Genomic DNA, 21,292 nt, shown 5'->3' on the forward strand with positions numbered 1-21,292 from the left:
GAAATATATTTCTATGCCTTATCGGCATATGTTCACAACAATCCTTGTGATATAAAAGGATATGAAAATTGCCCAGAAAAGTATGAGTTTTCAAGTCTTTCAATATATTTAGGCTTAAGACACGACCCCTATGAACTTGTTGATGATGGCTTTATTATGGGAATGTTCAGCAAAAATCCTAAAAGAGCCAGAGAAAGCTATATGAAATTAGTATATAAATGCTCTGATAAGGTTTTTAAAGAAGAAGTAGAGTTTTTAAATGAAGGAACAGAATACAGAAGTCAAAGAAAGATATTAATAAGAAATATTAAAACTAAAGAAATATTAGAATTTATAGCATCAAAACTTGGGATTGAAAAAATAAAGCTCCATACAAAACACTGTAGAGCAATAGTTGAAGCAAAGGCACTGGCTGTACTTTTAATGAGAAGCCTTTGCAACTTAAAATGCAGTGAAATCTGTCGCGTCCTTGGAAACATAACCCAAAGCAGGGTTTCAAAGCTCAGCAGCCTTGGGGTAAAGCTTTTAGATGATGAGAAATATAAAAATATTACATATGAGTTTATGGAACAGTATGCTTAATTTTTAAAAAGGCAATTTAATAAGTTTATTTTAAAAAGTCAAAGAGATAAATGCTTTTATAAAGCATAAAGATTGGACAAGCATAGTGATAATTGAGCAAAAATATACTAGGGACATATAAATGCAGTTGATAGAATCTAAACAATACTTATATGTCAATTCTATGTAAAGTAAGTTGATTAGAGACGCAAATCACTTTGATTGAGTTTTTGTTTTTTGTCTTTAAGTTATACTTATTATTTTTAAAGTATAAGAGCCACAAGTTAAATGAGTATAAGGTTATAGTACAGATTCCTAAAAAGTGATATAATTATCATATCCCCTATGGGGGGATAATATATTATTAGGAGGGCTGGAAATGGTTCAACATAATCATCCAAATAATAAAGCCGTAATTAATAGATTATCAAGGATTAGCGGGCATGTAGATGCTATTAAGCATATGGTTGAAGATGGCAGGGATTGCAGCGAGGTACTAATTCAGATTTCCGCTGTGATATCTGCACTAAATAACACAGGCAAGGTAATATTAAAGGATCACATAAATCATTGTGTGAAAGATGCAATTAACAATAATGATGACACCGTTTTAGAGAACCTTAATGATGCTATAGACAAGTATTTTAAATAGGATGGTAGGTAGAGATGAATAAAGTGAAGATTTTTCCCATAATTCAGGCATTGCTTGCAGCCCTTCTCTTTGGTGCAAGTGCTCCACTGGCAAAAATGCTATTAGGTCACATAGAACCAGTTCCACTTGCTTCCTTTCTTTACTTGGGAAGCGGAGCTGGATTGCTGTTATATCAGATGATAACTAATTTGATTGGCAAGAAAGGACAATCGGAGGCTCCACTTTCAAAAAAAGATTTTCCTTGGCTTCTTGGTGCTGTATTATTTGGTGGAGTTATTGCGCCTATTATATTGATGTCAAGTCTAAAGATTACGCCGGCATCTACAGCGGCATTACTTCTAAATTTTGAGGGTGTATCAACAACTTTGATTGCTTTATTTTTCTTCAAAGAAAGCGTAGGCAAGAGGGTTTGGATTGCGGTTTCGTGTATTACAATTGCAAGTATTTTACTTTCATGGGATTTTAGCAACCAATGGGGATTTTCTTTAGGAGCTTTGGGAGTAGTTGGTGCCTGTGTTTGCTGGGGAATTGACAATAACTTTACAAGAAATATTTCAGCAAAGAATCCTTTTACTATAGTAATTTTTAAAGGTTTCGGAGCAGGTGCATTTTCATTATTTCTGGCACTTTTATCGAAACAGCATATTCCGGACTTAAAAGTAGTATTATTAGCTATGATTCTTGGATTTTTTAGTTATGGGTTAAGTATCGTCTTGTTTGTCCTTGCTATGAGGGAGCTAGGAAGCGCTAGAACTAGTGCATTCTTTGCAACATCACCGTTTATTGGAGCAATTTTGGCATTTTTATTAAATCATGACGTTCCAAGTTCCATGTTTGTTATCGCATTGCCTGTAATGATATTGGGGACATTCTTTTTGTTAAAAGAGGATCATAACCATATCCATAGCCATGAACATATAGTTCATGAGCATAGGCACAGTCATAATGATAATCATCACATCCATACACATTTACCTGGGGAAGTCCCGCCTAGTGGTTATCATTCTCACATACACGAACATGAAGAAGTGTTGCATGAGCATCCACATACTCCGGATATACACCATAGGCATGCCCATTAAGAGATGAACTATTAAATGAAAATGGTTATCCATAGGGCAGTAGCCAAATACCCTGGATTCATAGTTTTTTTGATATTTTTTAACCAAAGCTAAATAGTTAAGCTTACCCCTATCATCCTTAAACAAATCAACTTAACTTATCCAATGGGGAGCATTGAATTGGGGAGGATGGGATACTCAACACGGATATTGTATTGTGCCAAATGCAACTACCAGAGAAGAAGCTATATATATATTGTCAAAAAATAAAGTTATTCCGTAAACAACATAAATATTTAAAATTGGGCCTTTAAATTTTATTGATAAAATAAGAAATACAAAGAATAAGGATAAGTAAATGACATAAGTGTTGAAAGAATATATTCTAGGAGATACATTGCAGGACACATAAGTCTTGTGTATATTGGCAACAGCATAAGCATCGCCTGATGCAGAGACCGTATTGATAATTGCAACAGAGTATAGAATTTTTTTAATATAGAATAAAACAGATATTAACGTGGTATATTAAAATAAAAATGAACGGAGGTTTATTATTGCAGGTATTAAAAGATGAATTAAGGGAAAAAATATTGATTTCAGCAGTGAAGGAATTCAGTTTAAATGGATTCGAAAAAGCTTCCATGAGGGCTATTGCTAAAAAATCAGGCATGACAGCTGGGAATATGTATAGATATTTTAAAAACAAAGAAGCATTATTTGAGGCAGTTTTAAGTCCGGTATATAGTAAAATAGTTAAACTGATTCTTGAATATAATGATCCTCCAAGGGAAAAAAAGGATATAGAAAAAGTTTTTTTAAATGAACTGGTAAACACAATAGTCGAAATAGAAGAGGAATATAGGGATGAACTTCTTATTTTAATTGAAGGAAGCAAAGGATCGAGATTTGAATTTGCCAAAGATGAACTATTAAGATTAATTGAAGAAAGATTTAGAGATATAATAAAAAACAATGTGGAAAATGAAAATCTTAAGGATGCTAAGATGTGGGCAAAGATAGCAGCTGCTGGTTTAGTTGAAGGGATGGTTATAATTTTAAAGGATAAAAATGGAACAGAAAACAAAAAATCTGTTGTTAACAGCCTTGTAAAGATGTATATTGAGCAGATTGTGGGATTATATTAATTCATAATGGATGGAGTTTAAGCCTAAGGTTTTGCGTAACATAAAAATGAACACATGTTTATTAATGAAAGGGGTATTAGAAGTGAAAAAAGGTGTAATTTTTAATGCTGTAAAATCAAGAAAAATAACATTCTTTTTAACCGTTGCCGTTTTGATATGGGGGCTTTACAGCTATTATATCTTGCCAAAACAAGAGTATCCAGACATCAAAGCTCCTGTAGCATTAGTTTCAGTTGTTTACCCAGGGGCAGCTCCGGAGATTGTAGAGAAGCTTGTTACAAGAAAAATAGAGGATGAAATTGTAAAGGTACCAGGCTTTGATTATATGAATTCTTACTCCAATCACAATGTTTCAGTGGTTTTTGTAAGGCTTGAGCCAGATGCAGATATAGATTCTGCCTGGGAGGATTTAAGACTTAGAATGAATGATTTGCAGGGCAAGCTTCCAAAGGAGTGTAAAAACGTAGAAATTAATACGGATCTTGTGGATACTGCAGGCGTGATATTAAGTCTATCAGGGGAAAATTACACTAATAATGAACTTAATGATATTGCGGAAAATATAAAGAGTGAACTAAGTGAGATTAAAGGGATTTCAAAGTTTGAAGTAAATGGTAAAGAGGAAAACAATATATTTGTAGATGTTGATTATAAAAAACTGAATGTTTACAGGCTTTCAATAGATGAAATCCTTAATAGAATTAAAGCAGAAAATGTAGAAATTCCCTCGGGGAATATAAGTTACAATGGAAATAAAATAAGTCTAAAAACAAAAGGAGCCTATGAGTCAGTTGAGGATATTAAAAATACAATTTTATATGTAATAAAGGAAACAGGAGAAACAATAAAATTAGGTGACATAGCAAAAGTATATATTGGAAGGGATTCAGGAGGAAATAAAATAAAATTCAATAAAAGCAATGCAGTATTGTTATGCGGTTATTTTAAGGAAAATAAAAATATAGTACTTATAGGAAAGGAAATAGATAGAAAGTTATATTCCATAAAAGATAAACTTCCATCTGACATAGAACTTAATAAAGTGCTGTACCAGCCTGAAAGTATTAGAACTTCAATTAACAGTTTTATTATAAATCTTTTAGAAGGCATGATATTTGTAATAATTGTCGTTTTAATAGGAATGGGTATTAGAAACGCCTTAATTATTTCAACAGCAATACCGGTTTCTATAATGATAACCTTTGTGTTTATGAATCTGCTTGGTATAAAGATACATCAGATATCAATATCAGCATTAATAGTTGCACTTGGGATGCTTGTTGATAATGCCATAGTCGTCAGCGATGCAATACAGGCAAGGCTGGATAGTGGTCAGGAGAAAATGGAAGCATGTATTATGGGTATTAAGGAAGTTGCAGTCCCTGTGTTTACCTCAACAATTACTACCGTAGCAGCTTTTTTGCCTCTATTACTTCTTTCATCAATTGCAGGTGAGTATATATCCAGTCTGCCCATAATTGTCAGCATTTCTCTGTTTGCATCATATATTGTAGCTCTTTTTTTAACCCCTGCCATGGCATATATCTTTTTCGACAAAAGAAAAAGCAATTCAAGGCAATGGATAATAAGAACATGGTTTAATAATTTTTTAACCAAAAGCATTAAGAGAAGGGGAATTGTTATTTTAACATCTTTTTTGTTAATTGCCTTAGGATTTTGGCTGTTCTCTGATATTGATCTACAGTTTTTCCCAAAGGCAGATACGGATATAATATACATCGATTTAAAGGCAGACCATAAAAATGATATATCGGAAACAGAGAAGCTTACGGCGGAGGTATCAGATTTATTGTTAAAACAGAAAGAAGTGCAGTGGATTGTATCATCTGTAGGTGATAGTCTTCCCAAGTTTTACAATAGTCTTCCCGCCACAATAGCTTCCTCAGATGTAGCACAGATTATGGTTAAAATTGACTTAAGGAATGGAAAGAGATTTCAAAAGAATAATGAAATTACCGAATACCTGCAGGATATATTTGATAAAAATATTAAAGGTGGAAGGGTTACTGTAAACCAACTTGAACAAGGAGAGCCTATAGGTGCCCCGATACGAATTAGAATAACCGGGGATGATATACAAAAAATTGAAGAGGCAGTAGGGAGAATAGAGGATGAACTGAAAAAAATACCTGGTACAATGAAGGTGGAAGATGATCTTTGGAACAGGCAAAGAGAACTTAATGTTTATTTGGATGATACTAAGTTGAGTTTACATGGTATAACAAAATATGATGTGCAAAATCAGATTAACATTGCCTTATATGGAAGGGAAGCAACTGTATTAAGAAAGGATGGGGATGAAAAGAATATAATAGTCAGGAGTAACGTTAAAACATTGGAAGAGTTAAAATATTTACCGATTAAATCAGAGGTAACCTCAGGAACTATGCTTCTTAAGGATATTGCGGTATTTAAGTCGGAACTACAAAGTCCATCTATTAATAAATATAATAGAAAGATTTCTGCAACTATATTGTGTGATGTAAAATCAGACTACAGGGCAATTGATATTCAAAACGTCATAAGTGATAAACTGGATAAAATTAATTTAAAGGGTGTTGATGTTACCTTTGACGGAGAAAAAGAAAAGATAAGGGAGAATTTTGGCAACGTTGGAGAAACTGCAATATTTGCAATTGTAATAATCTATATAATATTGCTATTTCAGTTTAAGTCCTTTATACAGCCTTTGATTATAATGCTGACAATACCATTTTCAGCTGTAGGTTCAATAATTGGTCTGAGGCTATTTAAACAGCCGCTATCATTTACAGCACTTTTAGGGGTTGTAAGTTTAATTGGAATAGTTGTTAACAATGCAATTGTTCTTTTAGATTATATAAACTACGAAATCAGGATTGGAAAGAATTTAGATGAGGCATGCTCAGATGCAGCAGGTAAGCGTTTTAGACCAATAATGTTGACGACAATAACAACTATAATGGGATTAACACCACTGGCTCTTTCGGGAAGTGAATTCTTCAGGCCTATGGCAATTGCATTGATGGCAGGACTAATGATATCGACTTTTCTAACACTTGTTATTATTCCAGTGGTATACAATATGGTTATTGGAAAATTGAAAACTATAAAAAATAATTAAATAGGCCAGTGATACATTGGCATTTAAATGCTGATGTATCACTAATGGGTTGAAAAATATAATTAATGATGGTTTTAAAGAAACTTTAAATTAATATAGATATTCATACAAATACACCTATTGACCAAGTAAATGGGCAAGGTGTATCATACTTAATGATACTATATGTAGTGACATTGATGGTATTAAAAATTTATTTGTTTATTTGGGACGGTTAACTATGGAAATTTCAATTATAATAGTAAATTATAAAACCAAGGATTTGACAAAACAAACAATTAAATCGGTGATGGATACTACTCATAATGTTCAATATGAGATAATTTTAGTTGATAATGCATCTGGGGACGGTAGTTTAGAGGCAATTATGGAGGAGTATAATGATATTGCATTTATAGCAAATACAGAAAACGTAGGTTTTTCAAAGGCAAACAACAAGGCTATAAAGAAAAGCAGAGGAAAGTATATTCTACTACTTAATTCAGACACTAAAATTTTAGATGGATGTATAGAAAAATGTTTTAAATACATGGAAGAACATGAGGAAATTGGGGCGTTAGGACCTAAAATTTATCTGATGAACGGTGAGCTTGATCATGCCTGTAAAAGAGGATTTCCAACACCATCAGCCTCACTTTGCTACATGCTGAAACTCGACAGGATATTTGCAGGAAAAAAGAAATTTGGTAAATACAAAATGAGTTATCTCCCTGATGATGAGATAAATGAGGTAGATTCATTAACAGGGGCTTTTATGATGGTTAGAAAAGATGTTATAGAAAAAGTAGGAATGTTGGATGAAAATTTTTTTATGTACGGGGAAGATTTAGATTGGTGCTATAGAATAAAAGAAGCAGGGTATAAAGTAGTTTATTATCCGGAAGCTCAAATGATTCATTACAAGGGGCAAAGCAGTAAGAAGAAAAGACTTAAGACTATTTATGAATTTCATAGGGCAATGTATTTGTTTTATAATAAACATTACTACAAGAAGTACAGTTTTGTTGTAACCTTGTTAGTATATATGGGCATAAGTATAAAATTAATTATTGCACTATTTGTTAATTTGTTCAGAAAGAAATGTTAACATAATTGAAAGGGATTACGGCACAAGGTAAATGGTGGGGCTGTTGCATTAGATGTTTTAAAATGGTAATGCAACGGTCCTTTCATTTTGAAAAATAAATACGGTATGAAAGTATCCGTTTATCATCATCACTGTTACTAACTGGCTTTAGAATAATTAAAATCAATAAAGTTTTCCCTAAGTTTAGATAGGAAGGTTAATTTTTTTCAGATACAGGATATGATTTAAGTCGAAGAATATTGGCAAAGGGCTTATTATATTTCTAATTGTCAGAAAATTTTATCATAAGCAGTAGTAATAATTACAAAATTTTCCACATATATTTGATATAATATCCCTACACTAAGGATGTGGGGTGGGATAATGATATATCAACAGGAAATTTTACCTTATAAGAGGGTAACAAAAAATAACAATCAAAAAACTAAGAAGGAGTTAAAATTAATATCGGTTTCTCATATTGCCCTTTATGCCACTGTTTTTTTTGCCTCTAGAGCTGTAATGCTTAAAGGGTTAATGCCCTTTGGAATAGCTATGTTTACAGCGGCAGCAGGGGTATTGGACAGGCAGTTGGCGTTATTAACAGGAATTTTTGGGGTTTTAGGATATATAAGTTTATTAAAAGGATATGTATCTCTTTCAAGGGCAGTCTCCCTTATAATTACAATGATGTTTATATTTTTTATAAAGGAAAAGGATAAAAATAGAATTTATAAAATATCTGCCATTGCTTTTGTTGTAAACATGTGCATTAATCTTTTATTCCATATATACTTTATTTCAGGTGGATTTGTTCTTTATGATGGTTTATTGATATTTTTTGAATCAATAATTATCACTGCGTCATCATATATATTTTCCTATGCCTTACCTTTATACTTTCAAAATAAAAAAAGAAAGGTATTATCAAGGGAAGAAATTGTCTGCTTAGGATTGGTAATATCTTTAGCAATAGCAGGAACGTTGGACATAAAGTATCAATATTTTTCACTGAAAAACATGATTGCATTTATTGTGGTTCTTTTCAGTGGATATATAGAAGGGCCAGGTGCAGGAGCAGCAGTAGGAGTTGCCCTGGGATTGGTTTCAAGTATATCAGATCCTGCAATGCCAGTTGCAATTGGCATATATTCCTTTTGTGGTCTTATCAGTGGTATTTTTAAAGAGGTTGGAAAAATAATTACAGCTTTAGCTTTCGTCCTATCTGCAGTATTACTAAGTATGTACACCACAGAAATATTGAATATAAAGGCGGTTTATATGGATACCTTGCTGCCTGCTTTGATTTTCCTTATTATACCCGGTAGAAAAATTGAAAAAACAGCACTTCTTGTAGATGGAGATAAAAGAGCATTAGAATTTCAAAAATCTTATATTGACAGGGTTAAGGATATGATGTCGGTTAAACTAACCAGACTTTCAGAGGCATTAGTTGGGCTTTCAGAGATTTTAGAGGAAAACGTGAACAATGAATTAAAGAAAAAAAGCGAAATAAATGGAATGGTAGAAAAACTAGCTGACAAGGTTTGTGCCAGCTGTGAGTCAAGGGGACAATGCTGGAAAAAAGAATTGTATTGTACATATGAATCATTTATTGAATTATTAAGGAATGCTGAAAGAATAGGCCGAGTGGGAATAAATGAAATGCCTGAAGATATGAGAAGAAAGTGCTTAAGACCTAACGAAATGGTTAAACAGGTAAATCATGTTATTGAATTATTCAGGTTGAATAATAAATGGAAGAGAAAATTAATAAATTCAAGGGTGATAGTTTCAGAACAAATAAAAGGTATATCTTCACTGATGGAAGATATTGTTGGGGAATTTTCAAGTAATATGGAGTTTAAAAACGATATAGAGGAAGAAATTGCTGTGGCACTGGATAGAAAGGGACTTGAATTCAGTGATATATTGGCAATAAAGAACAATAGACATAAATATGAAGTTACGGTTTATACAAAACCATGTTCAGGACAGCAAAGCTGTACAAAGGATTATATGGGAGTAATATCAAGATGTCTTGGGGTAAAGATGGTTAGGGATAAAAGTAATTGCAAAATAAAAGAGGATTGTTCATTATGTCAGTTCAGAATGATAGAAGCAGAAAATTATAACATAGCAACTGCTGTTTCTAAATGTGCAAAGGAGGATATTTCTGGTGATTGCCATTCTTTTGGGAATATAGGGGAAGGCAGATATATGATTGCTATCAGTGATGGAATGGGCAGCGGTTCTTCGGCTGCAATTGAAAGTAATACTACAATATCTCTTCTTGAAAAATTTATGGAAGCAGGTTTTGAGAGAAATGCAGCCATAAAGGCAATTAACTCAGTACTGGTTTTAAGAAGTTGTGAAGAGAGCTTTGCCACTATTGATATGGGTCTTATAGATATGTATAGTGGAATCGGGGAATTTATAAAGATTGGAGCAGCACCAACCTTTATTAAATCAGGAAGAAATGTGGAGATAATCAAAAGCACAAGTCTGCCAGTAGGAATATTAGATGAGGTGGACATAGAAAGTCAGATAGTGGAATTTAAAAATGGTGACATGATAGTTATGGTTACTGATGGAATAGTTGACGCTAATGAGGATTTAAAGGAAAAATGGATTGTAAATGCTTTAAGAGAGTTTGAAAGCGGAAATCCTAAGGATGTATCTGATTACATATTAAATAAGGCAAGGGAATATTATGGAGGTAAAGTTCAGGATGATATGACTGTTATAGTATCAAAAATATGGAAAGTAATGTAACGGGAGAAAAGCATAGTAAAAAGGATTAGAAGTATATAGTTAAAAACTTCTAATCTTCTTTTATTTTTAATCATTATTTGTTATATTGTATATATATCAAAAACAAGGAAAAACTTAAAATGCATAATATTATTTGTTCTATGCATAAGGTTTTAAAGTGTGGTGTGAATATGAGGGAAAAGGTTTTTGAATATATAAAAAAAATAACATGATAACTAAGGGTGATGGGATAGTGATTGGGCTTTCTGGAGGTCCTGATTCTACAGCCCTTATTCATATTTTAAACAGTTTAAAGGATGTTTTAGAGATAAAGTTATATGCAGTACATATAAATCACATGATCAGGGGTGAAGAAGCCTTTAGAGATGAGGAATACTCAAAGACCCTGGCACAATCCATGGGAATACCTTTTTTTTGTAAAAGAATTAAAATAGAAGACTTTGCAAGAGAAAATAAAATGTCAAGTGAAGAGGCTGGCAGATACGTAAGATACCAATTTTTCGATGAAGTCTTAAATAAGATGGGAGCAGGAAAGATTGCACTGGCACATAATTTAAACGACCAGGTAGAGACAATGCTCATGAGGTTTTTCAGAGGCTCAGGAATTAGCGGTATTGCAGGCATCAGGCCTGTGAGAGATGGAAAATATATAAGGCCTTTGCTTAACTGTAGCAGAGATGAGATAGAGAGATATTGCAGTGAAAATAAATTAAATCCTGTTATAGATAGTACAAATAAAGAATGTATATATACTAGGAATAAAATCAGACTAGAGCTTGTACCATATATAAGGGAAAATTTTAACCCTAGATTCGAAGAGAATATGTTTAAAATGGCTGATTTAGCAAAGGATGAAGACGAGTATTTAAACATAAAGGCACTGGAAGAACTGGAAGGGATAAAAATAAAAGATGGAGTTTTAATTGATAATTTTAATGAATTACATATTGCACTTAAAAGAAGGATTTTAAGAACTTTAATTGAATTGATTAAGGGTAATTTAAATGGTATAGAAGTAAAACATATAGAGGAATGTATAGAACTTATATCTCAAAAGAATACGGGTAAATCAATAAGTTTGCCTGATGATATTGAATGTGTAATTCAATATGATATATTTAAAATTAGGAAAAAAACAGATTATAGTCAATTTCAATATGAAATAATTATAAATGGTGAAACTAAAATACCAGAGTTAGGTATGTCCCTTATAACAAAATTAATAGATTCAAGTGAAATGGTCAGGGAGAGCTTTAATGTTAAATACTTTGATTATGATAAAATAGATGGAGGGCTAATGGTTAGAAACAGGAGGGATGGAGATTATATTTATCCTAAGGGTATGAATGGTAGAAAAAAAATTAAAGATATTTTTATAGACAAAAAAATACCTAAAGAAGATAGAGAAAAATTGCCATTAATAGCTTTAGGCAGTGAAATTTTATGGATATATGGAATAAGAGATACTAAAAATTATAAGGTTGATGGGAATACAAAACGTATCCTTGAAATAAAATTTGAGAGAGGTGTAAATTATGCTGAATGTTAAAGACATGATAAAAGATGTTCTTGTATCAGAAGAACAAATTAAGAAAAGAATAAAAGAAATAGCCCTTGACATTGAGAGGGATTTTCCAGATGGAGATGTAATATTTATTGGAGTTTTAAAGGGTTCTGTAATTTTTGTCTCTGACCTTATGAGGGCAATGAATGTTAATGTTACAATGGACTTTATGGCGGTTTCAAGTTATGGTATGTCATCGGAGTCATCAGGAATAGTTAGAATATTAAAGGATTTGGATTTTGATATAGAAAACAGGGATGTTGTTATCGTTGAGGATATAATAGATACTGGAAATACATTAAAATATCTATATGAGTATCTTAGAGCAAGAAATCCTAGAAATTTAAAGATTTGTTGTCTTCTTGACAAACCAGAAAGAAGAAAGGCTGATATAAAGGCAGACTATGTAGGATTCAGCATACCAGATGAGTTTGTAGTTGGATACGGTCTTGACTATGCCGAAATAGGAAGACATCTGCCTTATGTTGGAGTTCTCAAAGAAGAAGTTTACAAAAAGGTTTAACTATTGAATTGTTTAAAAACACATAATATGTTAAAATTTAAGATATCGTTTTAATATTGAGAGGGGGGCTAAAATGAAAAAGTCATTCTTAAAGAATGCTAGCGTTTGGATACTGATTATATTTGCCTTCTTTGCGGCTATGACTCTGTATGAAACAGGTCCTAAAAAGGATGAAATAAATTATAGTCAGTTGATATCAGCCATAAAAGAAAATAAAGTTAAAAGTATAAAGATTGATTCAGAAACTGGAACAGCAAGGGGAGAATATAAGGATGGTAAGGTGTTCACCGCAAATTCAGGTGATCAAAGACCTTTCCAGGAGTTTATAACCAACCAATTACAAACAGGCAACATAAAGGTGGATGTTGAATTTACTCCTCCAACAAAATTTCCGATATGGATGTCAATACTTCCTAATGTACTTATGTTTATTATGTTAGGAGCAGTATGGTTTATATTCATTCAACAATCCCAGGGTGGCGGCGGCGGAAAAGGAGTAATGAACTTTGGAAAGAGTCGTGCAAAACTTGCTACAAATGACAAGAAAAAGGTAACATTCAATGATGTTGCAGGAGCTGATGAAGAAAAAACAGAGCTTCAGGAGGTTGTTGACTTCCTAAAGCATCCAAGAAAATATATTGAGCTTGGAGCAAGAATTCCAAAGGGTATACTCTTAGTTGGACCTCCAGGAACAGGAAAAACACTTTTAGCAAAGGCAGTTGCTGGTGAGGCAGGAGTTCCATTTTTCAGTATAAGTGGTTCAGACTTTGTTGAGATGTTTGTTGGTGTAGGTGCTTCAAGGGTTAGAGATTTATTTGAGAACGCTAAAAAGAATGCACCATGTATAGTATTTATAGATGAAATAGACGCTGTTGGTAGACAAAGGGGAGCAGGTTTAGGTGGAGGTCATGATGAAAGAGAGCAGACTCTGAATCAACTCCTTGTAGAGATGGATGGTTTTGGAGCAAATGAAGGAATAATTATGATAGCTGCGACTAACAGACCAGATATATTAGATCCTGCTTTATTAAGACCAGGAAGATTTGACAGACAAATAGTTGTAAATACTCCTGACGTAAAGGGAAGAGAAGACATTTTAAGGGTACATTCAAAAAATAAACCTTTAGATGCTGAAGTTAATCTATCTGTACTTGCAAAGCGTACACCAGGATTTACAGGTGCAGATTTAGAGAATCTTATGAATGAAGCAGCGCTTTTAGCTGTTAGAAAAGATAAAAAATTAATCACCATGGAAGAACTAGAAGAAGCAATAACCAGGGTAATTGCTGGGCCTGAAAAGAAGAGCAGGGTTATGAGTGAAAAGGAAAAGAAGTTAACAGCTTATCATGAAGCAGGTCATGCTGTTGTAATGAAGCTTCTTCCTAATGCAGACCCGGTACATCAAATAAGTATAATACCAAGAGGAAGAGCTGGAGGATACACCCTTTCATTGCCACAAGAGGATAGATACTATGCTTCAAAGACTCATCTTGAAGAAGAGATAGTTGGACTTCTTGGAGGAAGGGTAGCAGAAAAACTTATTTTAGATGATATAAGTACAGGTGCTAAGAATGATATTGAAAGAGCATCAAATATCGCAAGAAAAATGGTAATGGAATACGGAATGAGCGAGATCTTAGGACCAATAGAATTTGGAACTGGTCACGATGAAGTATTCTTAGGAAGAGATTTTAACAAATCAAGAAACTTCAGTGAAGAAGTTGCTGCTGTTATAGATAAAGAAATCAAGAGAATAATAGATACTGGATACCACAGAGCAGAAACACTGCTAAAGGAAAACATAAACAAACTTCATAGGGTGGCTGAAGCATTACTGGAAAAGGAAAAACTTGAAGCAGAGGAGTTTGAAGTTTTATTCAATGAGGCCTAATTAAAGCGGAACCAAAGTTCCGCTTTTTTATGAAAAATACAAAGGTGGTGCTAGATATGATGGAAAATGTAAAGGTTGGGCTTAAAGCAAAAATTGAAACAGTTGCAGAGCCAAAGGATTCTGCTGTAAACTATGGAAGTGGTGGAGTTGATGTATATTCAACACCTGCTATGGTAGGGCTTATGGAATCAGCAGCAAAAAAAGCTGTAGATACATTTCTTCCAGATGGCTATACAACAGTAGGTATAAAGCTAGATATTAAGCATTTAGCTGCAACACCAATAGGAATGAAGGTAAAGGCTGAAGCTGAGCTTATTGAGGTTGATGGAAGAAAATTAACTTTTAAAGTAGAGGCCTACGATGAAGCAGAAAAAATCGGAGAAGGGCTTCATGAAAGATTTGTAATAGATTCAGAAAAATTCCTATCAAAGCTGAACAACAAAACTATAAAATAACTATAAAAAAGTCTCTTAATTTGTTGTAACTGACGTAACAAATTAAGAGACTTTTTTATATACAAGGGACATATAAGTACTGTTTGATAGGGTAGAAATTTATTAAAGTTTGCAACAATGGTAGAATTAATAATTTTTAATATTTATTTATTCTATATTAATCCTTATACTATATAATATAGGTACATAAATTAGAATTAAGTATAGTTATGTTTATTTATAAAAGTTCCTGGAGGAAAAAATGAAAAGGTTATTGAGTTGTATTTTGTTGGTCTTCATGTTAGTGCAATTTTCAGGCTGTGGAAATAAAAATCTAAAGGAAAATAGTGAAAAAAATTTAAAGACTCAAACATCAACATTAAAGAATAAATCTAAGGATAATGAGAACTCAAAGTCATCAATTCAAAAACAGGAAAATGATGAGGTTGACAAAATAGGAGATGAAACGAAGGCATTAATAGAGGACATCGACAATATTATTGATTCTTTGGATGAGGCGGAAAGTGTAGATAAGAATTAGCTAGGAGGAATTAAATTGAAGAAGTTTATTGTAGCTTTTGTAGCCATTATATTGTTTATGCCATTTACATCTGCACAGGCACGTACTAGATTTATAAAGTTTAACCATTTTTATAGTGTCAATAGTATACAAAATAAAGATTTAACTAAGCAGATAAATGAGCTAAAAAAGAAATTAAAAGATTTAAATGATGATAATAATGAACTAAAGAAAGTAACAAAAGAAAAGAATCAGAAAGTTATAAAGGAAATCGACAAGATTGACGATGGATTAAAAACTGTTTCAAATAAAAAATTGAAATTGATAAAACTTCAATTAGAAAAAGTAAAAGATATATCAGATGAAATTAAAAAAACAGTAGGTTCAGTAAAAATAGAAAATTACAGCTTTGAAAACAATGAATATAATAATAGTTTAGATGAGGCCGTAGAAAATCTCAAAAATATGATAGAAATACAAGAAAAGAGAAAATTACTGCTTACCAAGCTAAATGATGAGTTGGATATTTTGTTGAATTTGTTAAAATGAGGATGCTTTATAGGCATCCTTATTTTATAATTAAATTAAGATAATTTTTGTAAAGTAAGGAGATGATACTGTGAATGAAAGAATATTAATAGTTGATGATGATAGAGATATAGTTGAATTAATCAGTGATATATTAGAGGAAGAAGGCTATGAAATTCATAAGGAATATAACGGAAAGGGAGCTTTGGAAAAAATAGAAGAAAATAGATATGACTTAATTATTCTAGATATAATGATGCCAGGTATGGACGGACTGGAAGTTTTGAAGAAAGTTCGTGATAAAGTAGAGAGCCCAATTCTTTTTCTTACAGCAAAGTCTAAAAGTATGGATAAAGTAATAGGCTTTGAAATAGGTGCAGACGACTATATAACAAAGCCCTTTGATGATTATGAGCTTATTGCCAGGGTTAAGGCCCATATAAGAAGAAGTAAGAGAGAAGAAAAAATAACATATACTGATGACGGTATATTGAAATTTAAAGGGATAGAGATAAACAAAAATTCCTATGAGGTTTTCCTTGAGGGAGAGAAAATTGAGCTTTCTACTAGAGAGTTTCAAATTTTATGTTATCTAATGGAAAATGCAAATTTAGTTTTAACTCGCGAGCAGATATATAACAGCATATGGGGTTATGAAGAATATGGGGATATAAATACAGTTACAGTCCATATAAAGAAACTTAGAGAAAAGGTAGATAAGGATGATAGGTATATAAAAACCATATGGGGTATAGGGTATAAATTTGTAGGTGAAAGAGAATGAGGAGCATTTATACAAAAATAACTGCTATTTTAATGCTTGGTTTTGTTATACAAATAACAATAGTTGCAGGTCTTTTTAAGTTTATCCTTACTAAAAACATAATAGATGATATAAATAGAAACGAACAGCAAAGACAGGCTAAGCTCCAATTGGCAATAGTAAACTTACAGAAGATGATAAAGGATAATCCAAGTGGAGTTCAAGAATATTTAAATCAATATGCTAAGGATAAAAACATGAATTTCATTATAAAGGATATGTCAGGTAACACAATATATTTCACAAATAACGGTAATGGAGATAAAAGGGAGATTCAGGAAACGGGTTTTATAAAAATAAAAGACACCCCTATTTATATTGTGTATGCTTATTTTCCAACCGGAATAAATAGTTTGGCTAAAGATATAGAAAGAGGTGAAACAAAATACTATTTATTGATATTAGTTGTTTCAGTCTCACTTTTTGTTTCTCTATTGATTTATAGGATTCTTGCTTTACCATTAAAAAAGCTTAGTAAAGCTATGGCTGAAGTTGACTATGGAAATACCACAACAGTTATACCCTATTACGGTAATGATGAAGTAGGATATCTGTGTAGAAATTTTGAGGAAATGGGTAAAAGACTTCAAAAATCAGAAAAAAACCAGTTAGAGCTCATACAGGCAATATCCCATGATTTAAAAACACCTCTTACCTCTATTCTTGGGTATATAAAAAGGTTGGATGATGGAAAAATAACAGACGAAAATAAAAGAAAGGAATATTATAAAACTATATATAGAAAGGCCTTGGATTTGAAGGGCTTGATAGAGGAATTAGATGAATATTCTTTTTTCAATGTTAAAGCTAAATATGAAATACAACAAGTAAATGCAAAGGTTTTTATGGAGGATATATGTCATGAATTAAAACAGGAGGTTATACAAAAGGGTGGAAGGTTGGAATATATAAACAACATAGATAACAAGATGTTTATAATGATTGATGAAGCAAAAATAAAAAGGGTGTTTTCAAATATAGTTGAAAACTCACTAAAATATGCAGGGGAAAAATGTAAAGTTACCATAAGAACAACAGCAATAAACAAAAATCTTCTTTGCGAAATCTATGATAACGGCAAGGGAGTAGAGGAGGAAAAGCTTAGTAAGATTTTTGAAAGGTTTTATAGAGTAGAGGAATCAAGATCAAGGGAGATGGGAGGAACTGGTCTTGGACTGGCAATATGTAAAGAAATTATACAGGGACATGGTGGACAAATAAATGCAAAAAATATGCAGGGAAAAGGGCTTTGTGTATATTTTACCCTCCCTATAAAGACTATGGAAGGGTAATTGAAAAGACTTTATTCCTTAAACCATACAAAGGTTCTAATGTTTTCTAGGTTGAAAATAGTAATAATAGGTTGTATTTTATATAATTAAGCAATATAATTATAGTGAAAATAAAATATACAGACGCTAGGGGAGCCGATGGCTGAGAGGAAGGTAAAACCTTCGACCCTCTGAACCTGAACTGGGTAATGCCAGCGAAGGGAAGCGAAAAGATTACTCCTTTTTGCGTCTGTGAAAAAAGGAGGTTTTTTTATGCAAATATTTGAAGGGCTTTTTAAAATTAAACCATTACTTTGGGCGTTACTTGGAGCTATGGTTTTACTGGCAGTATTTTTAATTAAATCACCAGAAAACAAAAAATTTAACACAAAGAAGATAACGATGGCAAGTCTTTGTATTGCACTATCATTTGTATTATCCTACATTAAAATTTTTAAACTCCCCCAAGGAGGTTCAATAACTCTTGGAAGTTTAATGCCACTATTTATTTTTGCATATATATATGGTGCAAGGGATGGTATTATGGCAGGTGCAGTATATGGAATTATGCAGTTTATACAAGAACCCTATATTGTTCATTGGTCACAGGTAATGATTGATTATCCACTGGCATTTGGAGCCCTAGGACTGGCAGGTCTTTCAAAAAAGAGTCTTCCCCTTGGTATATTGCTAGGTGGGACAGGAAGATTGTTTTTCCATGTAATTTCAGGAGTTGTTTTCTTTGGTTCATATGCACCAGAGGGACAAAATGTTTTAATATACTCATTAGTATATAACTTAACATATCTTTTACCAGATTTATTATTGTGTGTGGTTATTGCCTTTATAACACAGTTTAAAAACGCAATAAACAGGTTAAAGACTCAGAATGTTTAAGGTTTTATCAAACAAAAGAAGGAATTAATTTATTTTAATGTTCTATTAAATCTATTTCAGGCAAAAATAATTCAAATAATTTAATAAAATTATAGTTAAATATAATGAAAGCCCATAACTAAGCTAAAATCATTTATAATTTCAAATGATTTTAAGTCAGATTATGGGCTTTTACCTTTAAAATACTAATTAATGCTAAAATTTAAAATTCAAATATAATAAAAAATGCAAGAAATTATTCAGAACATATTAAAATATTCCGAAATTTGTGATATTATGTTATTAAGTATTCTTATGCATCACCCTAAAATTAGTCATATTTTAAACTTTTCCAAGTAAAATAATAAGGAAAGAAGGACAAGTTTGGGGGGATAAAATGTATAAGGATATTGCAGGAATAGAAGTCGCTAAAAGAAAGTGGGAGGAAAAAAAGTTAAGACCAACAATTGAAAAGGCACAGGAGAGAAAAAAAGAATTTAGAACTACATCTGATATTACAGTAAATACAGTTTATACACCAAAAGATGTAGAGAATACAACCTTTAATGAACTTGGTTTTCCAGGAGAATATCCCTTTACCAGAGGAATACAGCCTAATATGTACAGGGGAAAGTTTTGGACAATGAGACAGTATGCAGGCTATTCAACAGCAGAGGAATCAAATAAAAGATATAAATACCTGTTAAACCAAGGAACAACTGGTCTCTCAGTAGCTTTTGATTTACCAACACAGGTTGGTCTTGATTCAGACTCAGGACTATCCCTTGGGGAAGTAGGAAAGGTTGGAGTTGCTATTGATAGCCTTTATGATATGGAAGTATTGTTTGATGGCATTCCATTAGACAAAATAAGTACATCCATGACAATTAATGCGCCTTCTATTGTATTATTAGCCATGTACCTTGCTGTTGCAAAGAAGCAGGGTGTGCCCTTTGAAAATTTAAGAGGTACAATACAAAACGACATTCTTAAGGAATATGCTGCACGAGGAACATACATATTTCCAGTTAAGCCATCTTTAAGGCTTATTACTGATATATTTGAATATTGTTCAAAAAACGTTCCCAAATGGAACACAATATCCATCTCCGGCTATCATATAAGGGAAGCAGGGGCTACAGCAGTTCAGGAACTTGCCTTTACCTTTGCAAATGCAATTGAATATGTAAGGGCAGCAATAAATAAAGGCTTAGATGTAGATGACTTTGCACCACAGCTTTCATTTTTCTTCAATGCCCATAACAACCTCTTTGAGGAAGTTGCAAAATTCAGGGCAGCAAGGCGTGTTTGGGCAAAAATAATGAAGGAATGGTTTGGAGCTAAAAAGGAAAAATCAATGATGCTAAGGTTCCATACCCAGACAGCTGGTTGCACCCTAACTGCTCAGCAGATAGATAATAACATAGTAAGGGTAACTCTTCAGACCTTAGCGGCAGTACTTGGGGGTACACAATCCCTTCATACAAATTCAAGGGATGAGGCTTTAGCTCTGCCTACTGAGGAATCTGTAAGGATAGCTCTTAGGACACAGCAGATAGTTGCCTATGAAAGCGGTGTATGTGATACTGTTGACCCACTTGGAGGAAGTTTTTATATTGAGAGCTTAACAAATGAAATTGAGAGAAAGGTGTTTGAATATATCAATAAAATTGAGGAAATGGGTGGTGCAGCAAAGGCAATTGAAGTTGGATACATACAAAAGGAGATATCTGACTCGGCATACAAATACCAAAGAGAAATAGAGGATGGAGAAAAAATTGTTGTAGGAGTTAATAAATTCCAAATACAGGAACATGCTAAGAAAGACATACTCAAGGTTAGTCGTGAAGCTGAAGAAAATCAAAAGACCCTCCTTAAAAAGATAAAGAAGGACAGAGATAACGAAAAGGTTAAGGAGTCTTTGGAAAAATTAAGAAATGCAGCTTCAACAGATGAAAACCTTATGCCATATGTTTTAGATGCTGTATTGAATTATGCAACATTAGGAGAAATATGTGGAGTTCTTAGAGATGTTTTTGGTGAATACAGACAAACAATCGTTATTTAGGAGGTATTTGTATGGACAGGAAAATCAGGGTTCTTGTTGCAAAACCAGGATTAGACGGCCATGACAGAGGAGCTAAGGTTATCGCCAGGGCACTAATGGAAGAGGGATTTGAGGTAATATACACAGGACTTAGACAAACTCCTGAAGATATAGTAGAAACTGCAATTCAGGAAGATGTGGACTGTATAGCTATGAGTATATTATCAGGTGCACACAATTATTTATTTCCAAGGGTAATGGAACTTATAAAAGAAAATGAATTAGAAGTTTTGGTTATAGCTGGTGGAGTTATTCCTGAGGAGGATATTCCATTTTTAAAGTCAATTGGAATCTCGGAGGTTTTTACCCCTGGTACTCCAACAAAGGTAACAGTAGATTACATAAAGCAGAACGTTAAGAGGTAATAT

General features: G+C 32.7%; 17 protein-coding genes, 1 pseudogene and 1 riboswitch. All 18 genes and pseudogenes read left to right on the forward strand.

The features are described from left to right. Window positions 1-582, forward strand: a pseudogene (locus Q428_RS15460) (transposase); the annotation flags it as partial. Window positions 583-940: 358 nt separating this feature from the next. Beyond that, on the forward strand, window positions 941-1,213 hold the full coding sequence (locus Q428_RS09970; protein ID WP_035380551.1) for a metal-sensing transcriptional repressor: 273 nt from the start codon (window positions 941-943) through the stop codon (window positions 1,211-1,213). 14 nt (window positions 1,214-1,227) lie between these two features. Further along, window positions 1,228-2,295, forward strand: coding sequence for a DMT family transporter (locus Q428_RS09975; protein ID WP_035380552.1), 1,068 nt, complete (start codon window positions 1,228-1,230; stop codon window positions 2,293-2,295). Between the two features lie 536 nt (window positions 2,296-2,831). After that, entirely contained in the window at window positions 2,832-3,422 is a 591-nt protein-coding gene (locus Q428_RS14585; protein ID WP_051515106.1) for a TetR/AcrR family transcriptional regulator, read from the forward strand. Window positions 3,423-3,504: 82 nt separating this feature from the next. Further along, the gene (locus tag Q428_RS09985) at window positions 3,505-6,546 is read left to right on the forward strand and encodes an efflux RND transporter permease subunit (protein ID WP_161633620.1); all 3,042 of its coding nucleotides are present in this window, start codon (window positions 3,505-3,507) and stop codon (window positions 6,544-6,546) included. 220 nt (window positions 6,547-6,766) lie between these two features. Next, the gene (locus Q428_RS09990; RefSeq protein ID WP_035380557.1) at window positions 6,767-7,633 is read left to right on the forward strand and encodes a glycosyltransferase family 2 protein; all 867 of its coding nucleotides are present in this window, start codon (window positions 6,767-6,769) and stop codon (window positions 7,631-7,633) included. 363 nt (window positions 7,634-7,996) lie between these two features. Beyond that, window positions 7,997-10,387 (forward strand): stage II sporulation protein E, encoded by a 2,391-nt coding sequence (gene spoIIE, locus Q428_RS09995; RefSeq protein ID WP_035380559.1) that lies wholly within the window; start codon window positions 7,997-7,999, stop codon window positions 10,385-10,387. 208 nt (window positions 10,388-10,595) lie between these two features. After that, window positions 10,596-11,936: a tRNA lysidine(34) synthetase TilS gene (gene tilS / locus Q428_RS10000; RefSeq protein WP_051515107.1), complete on the forward strand. Its 1,341-nt coding sequence runs from the start codon at window positions 10,596-10,598 to the stop codon at window positions 11,934-11,936. Next, window positions 11,923-12,474, forward strand: coding sequence for a hypoxanthine phosphoribosyltransferase (gene hpt, locus Q428_RS10005; protein ID WP_035380563.1), 552 nt, complete (start codon window positions 11,923-11,925; stop codon window positions 12,472-12,474). Before tilS ends, hpt begins: the two co-directional genes overlap by 14 nt. A 73-nt stretch (window positions 12,475-12,547) precedes the next feature. Next, complete coding sequence (gene ftsH / locus Q428_RS10010) at window positions 12,548-14,365, forward strand: ATP-dependent zinc metalloprotease FtsH (protein WP_035380565.1); 1,818 nt, start codon at window positions 12,548-12,550, stop codon at window positions 14,363-14,365. 29 nt (window positions 14,366-14,394) lie between these two features. Next, the gene (locus Q428_RS10015; RefSeq protein WP_423219591.1) at window positions 14,395-14,820 is read left to right on the forward strand and encodes a thioesterase family protein; all 426 of its coding nucleotides are present in this window, start codon (window positions 14,395-14,397) and stop codon (window positions 14,818-14,820) included. Between the two features lie 241 nt (window positions 14,821-15,061). Beyond that, entirely contained in the window at window positions 15,062-15,340 is a 279-nt protein-coding gene (locus Q428_RS10020) for an LptM family lipoprotein (protein ID WP_035380566.1), read from the forward strand. A 15-nt stretch (window positions 15,341-15,355) separates the two neighbouring features. Then, a complete protein-coding gene (locus tag Q428_RS10025; RefSeq protein ID WP_035380568.1) occupies window positions 15,356-15,868 on the forward strand; it encodes a hypothetical protein in 513 nt (170 codons plus the stop codon). A gap of 70 nt (window positions 15,869-15,938) precedes the next feature. After that, window positions 15,939-16,631 (forward strand): response regulator transcription factor, encoded by a 693-nt coding sequence (locus tag Q428_RS10030; RefSeq protein ID WP_035380575.1) that lies wholly within the window; start codon window positions 15,939-15,941, stop codon window positions 16,629-16,631. Continuing rightward, a complete protein-coding gene (locus Q428_RS10035) occupies window positions 16,628-17,962 on the forward strand; it encodes a sensor histidine kinase (RefSeq protein ID WP_035380576.1) in 1,335 nt (444 codons plus the stop codon). Before Q428_RS10030 ends, Q428_RS10035 begins: the two co-directional genes overlap by 4 nt. Window positions 17,963-18,080: 118 nt before the next feature. Next, a riboswitch (TPP riboswitch) is annotated at window positions 18,081-18,182 on the forward strand. 32 nt (window positions 18,183-18,214) lie between these two features. Next, on the forward strand, window positions 18,215-18,838 hold the full coding sequence (gene thiT, locus Q428_RS10040) for an energy-coupled thiamine transporter ThiT (RefSeq protein WP_035380578.1): 624 nt from the start codon (window positions 18,215-18,217) through the stop codon (window positions 18,836-18,838). Between the two features lie 376 nt (window positions 18,839-19,214). Continuing rightward, complete coding sequence (locus tag Q428_RS10045; RefSeq protein WP_035380580.1) at window positions 19,215-20,885, forward strand: acyl-CoA mutase large subunit family protein; 1,671 nt, start codon at window positions 19,215-19,217, stop codon at window positions 20,883-20,885. An 11-nt stretch (window positions 20,886-20,896) separates the two neighbouring features. Next, entirely contained in the window at window positions 20,897-21,289 is a 393-nt protein-coding gene (locus Q428_RS10050) for a cobalamin B12-binding domain-containing protein (protein ID WP_035380581.1), read from the forward strand. Window positions 21,290-21,292: the final 3 nt, after the last annotated feature.

This window comes from Fervidicella metallireducens AeB, assembly GCF_000601455.1.
GTDB classification, from domain to species: domain Bacteria; phylum Bacillota; class Clostridia; order Clostridiales; family Caloramatoraceae; genus Fervidicella; species Fervidicella metallireducens.

Coding starts and splice junctions, on each gene's coding strand:
- Q428_RS09970 (WP_035380551.1), top strand. CDS start 941: ATGGTTCAACATAATCATCCAAATAATAAAGCCGTAATTAATAGATTA.
- Q428_RS09975 (WP_035380552.1), top strand. CDS start 1,228: ATGAATAAAGTGAAGATTTTTCCCATAATTCAGGCATTGCTTGCAGCC.
- Q428_RS09990 (WP_035380557.1), top strand. CDS start 6,767: ATGGAAATTTCAATTATAATAGTAAATTATAAAACCAAGGATTTGACA.
- spoIIE (WP_035380559.1), top strand. CDS start 7,997: ATGATATATCAACAGGAAATTTTACCTTATAAGAGGGTAACAAAAAAT.
- tilS (WP_051515107.1), top strand. CDS start 10,596: ATGATAACTAAGGGTGATGGGATAGTGATTGGGCTTTCTGGAGGTCCT.
- hpt (WP_035380563.1), top strand. CDS start 11,923: ATGCTGAATGTTAAAGACATGATAAAAGATGTTCTTGTATCAGAAGAA.
- ftsH (WP_035380565.1), top strand. CDS start 12,548: ATGAAAAAGTCATTCTTAAAGAATGCTAGCGTTTGGATACTGATTATA.
- Q428_RS10015 (WP_423219591.1), top strand. CDS start 14,395: ATGAAAAATACAAAGGTGGTGCTAGATATGATGGAAAATGTAAAGGTT.
- Q428_RS10020 (WP_035380566.1), top strand. CDS start 15,062: ATGAAAAGGTTATTGAGTTGTATTTTGTTGGTCTTCATGTTAGTGCAA.
- Q428_RS10035 (WP_035380576.1), top strand. CDS start 16,628: ATGAGGAGCATTTATACAAAAATAACTGCTATTTTAATGCTTGGTTTT.
- thiT (WP_035380578.1), top strand. CDS start 18,215: ATGCAAATATTTGAAGGGCTTTTTAAAATTAAACCATTACTTTGGGCG.
- Q428_RS10045 (WP_035380580.1), top strand. CDS start 19,215: ATGTATAAGGATATTGCAGGAATAGAAGTCGCTAAAAGAAAGTGGGAG.
- Q428_RS10050 (WP_035380581.1), top strand. CDS start 20,897: ATGGACAGGAAAATCAGGGTTCTTGTTGCAAAACCAGGATTAGACGGC.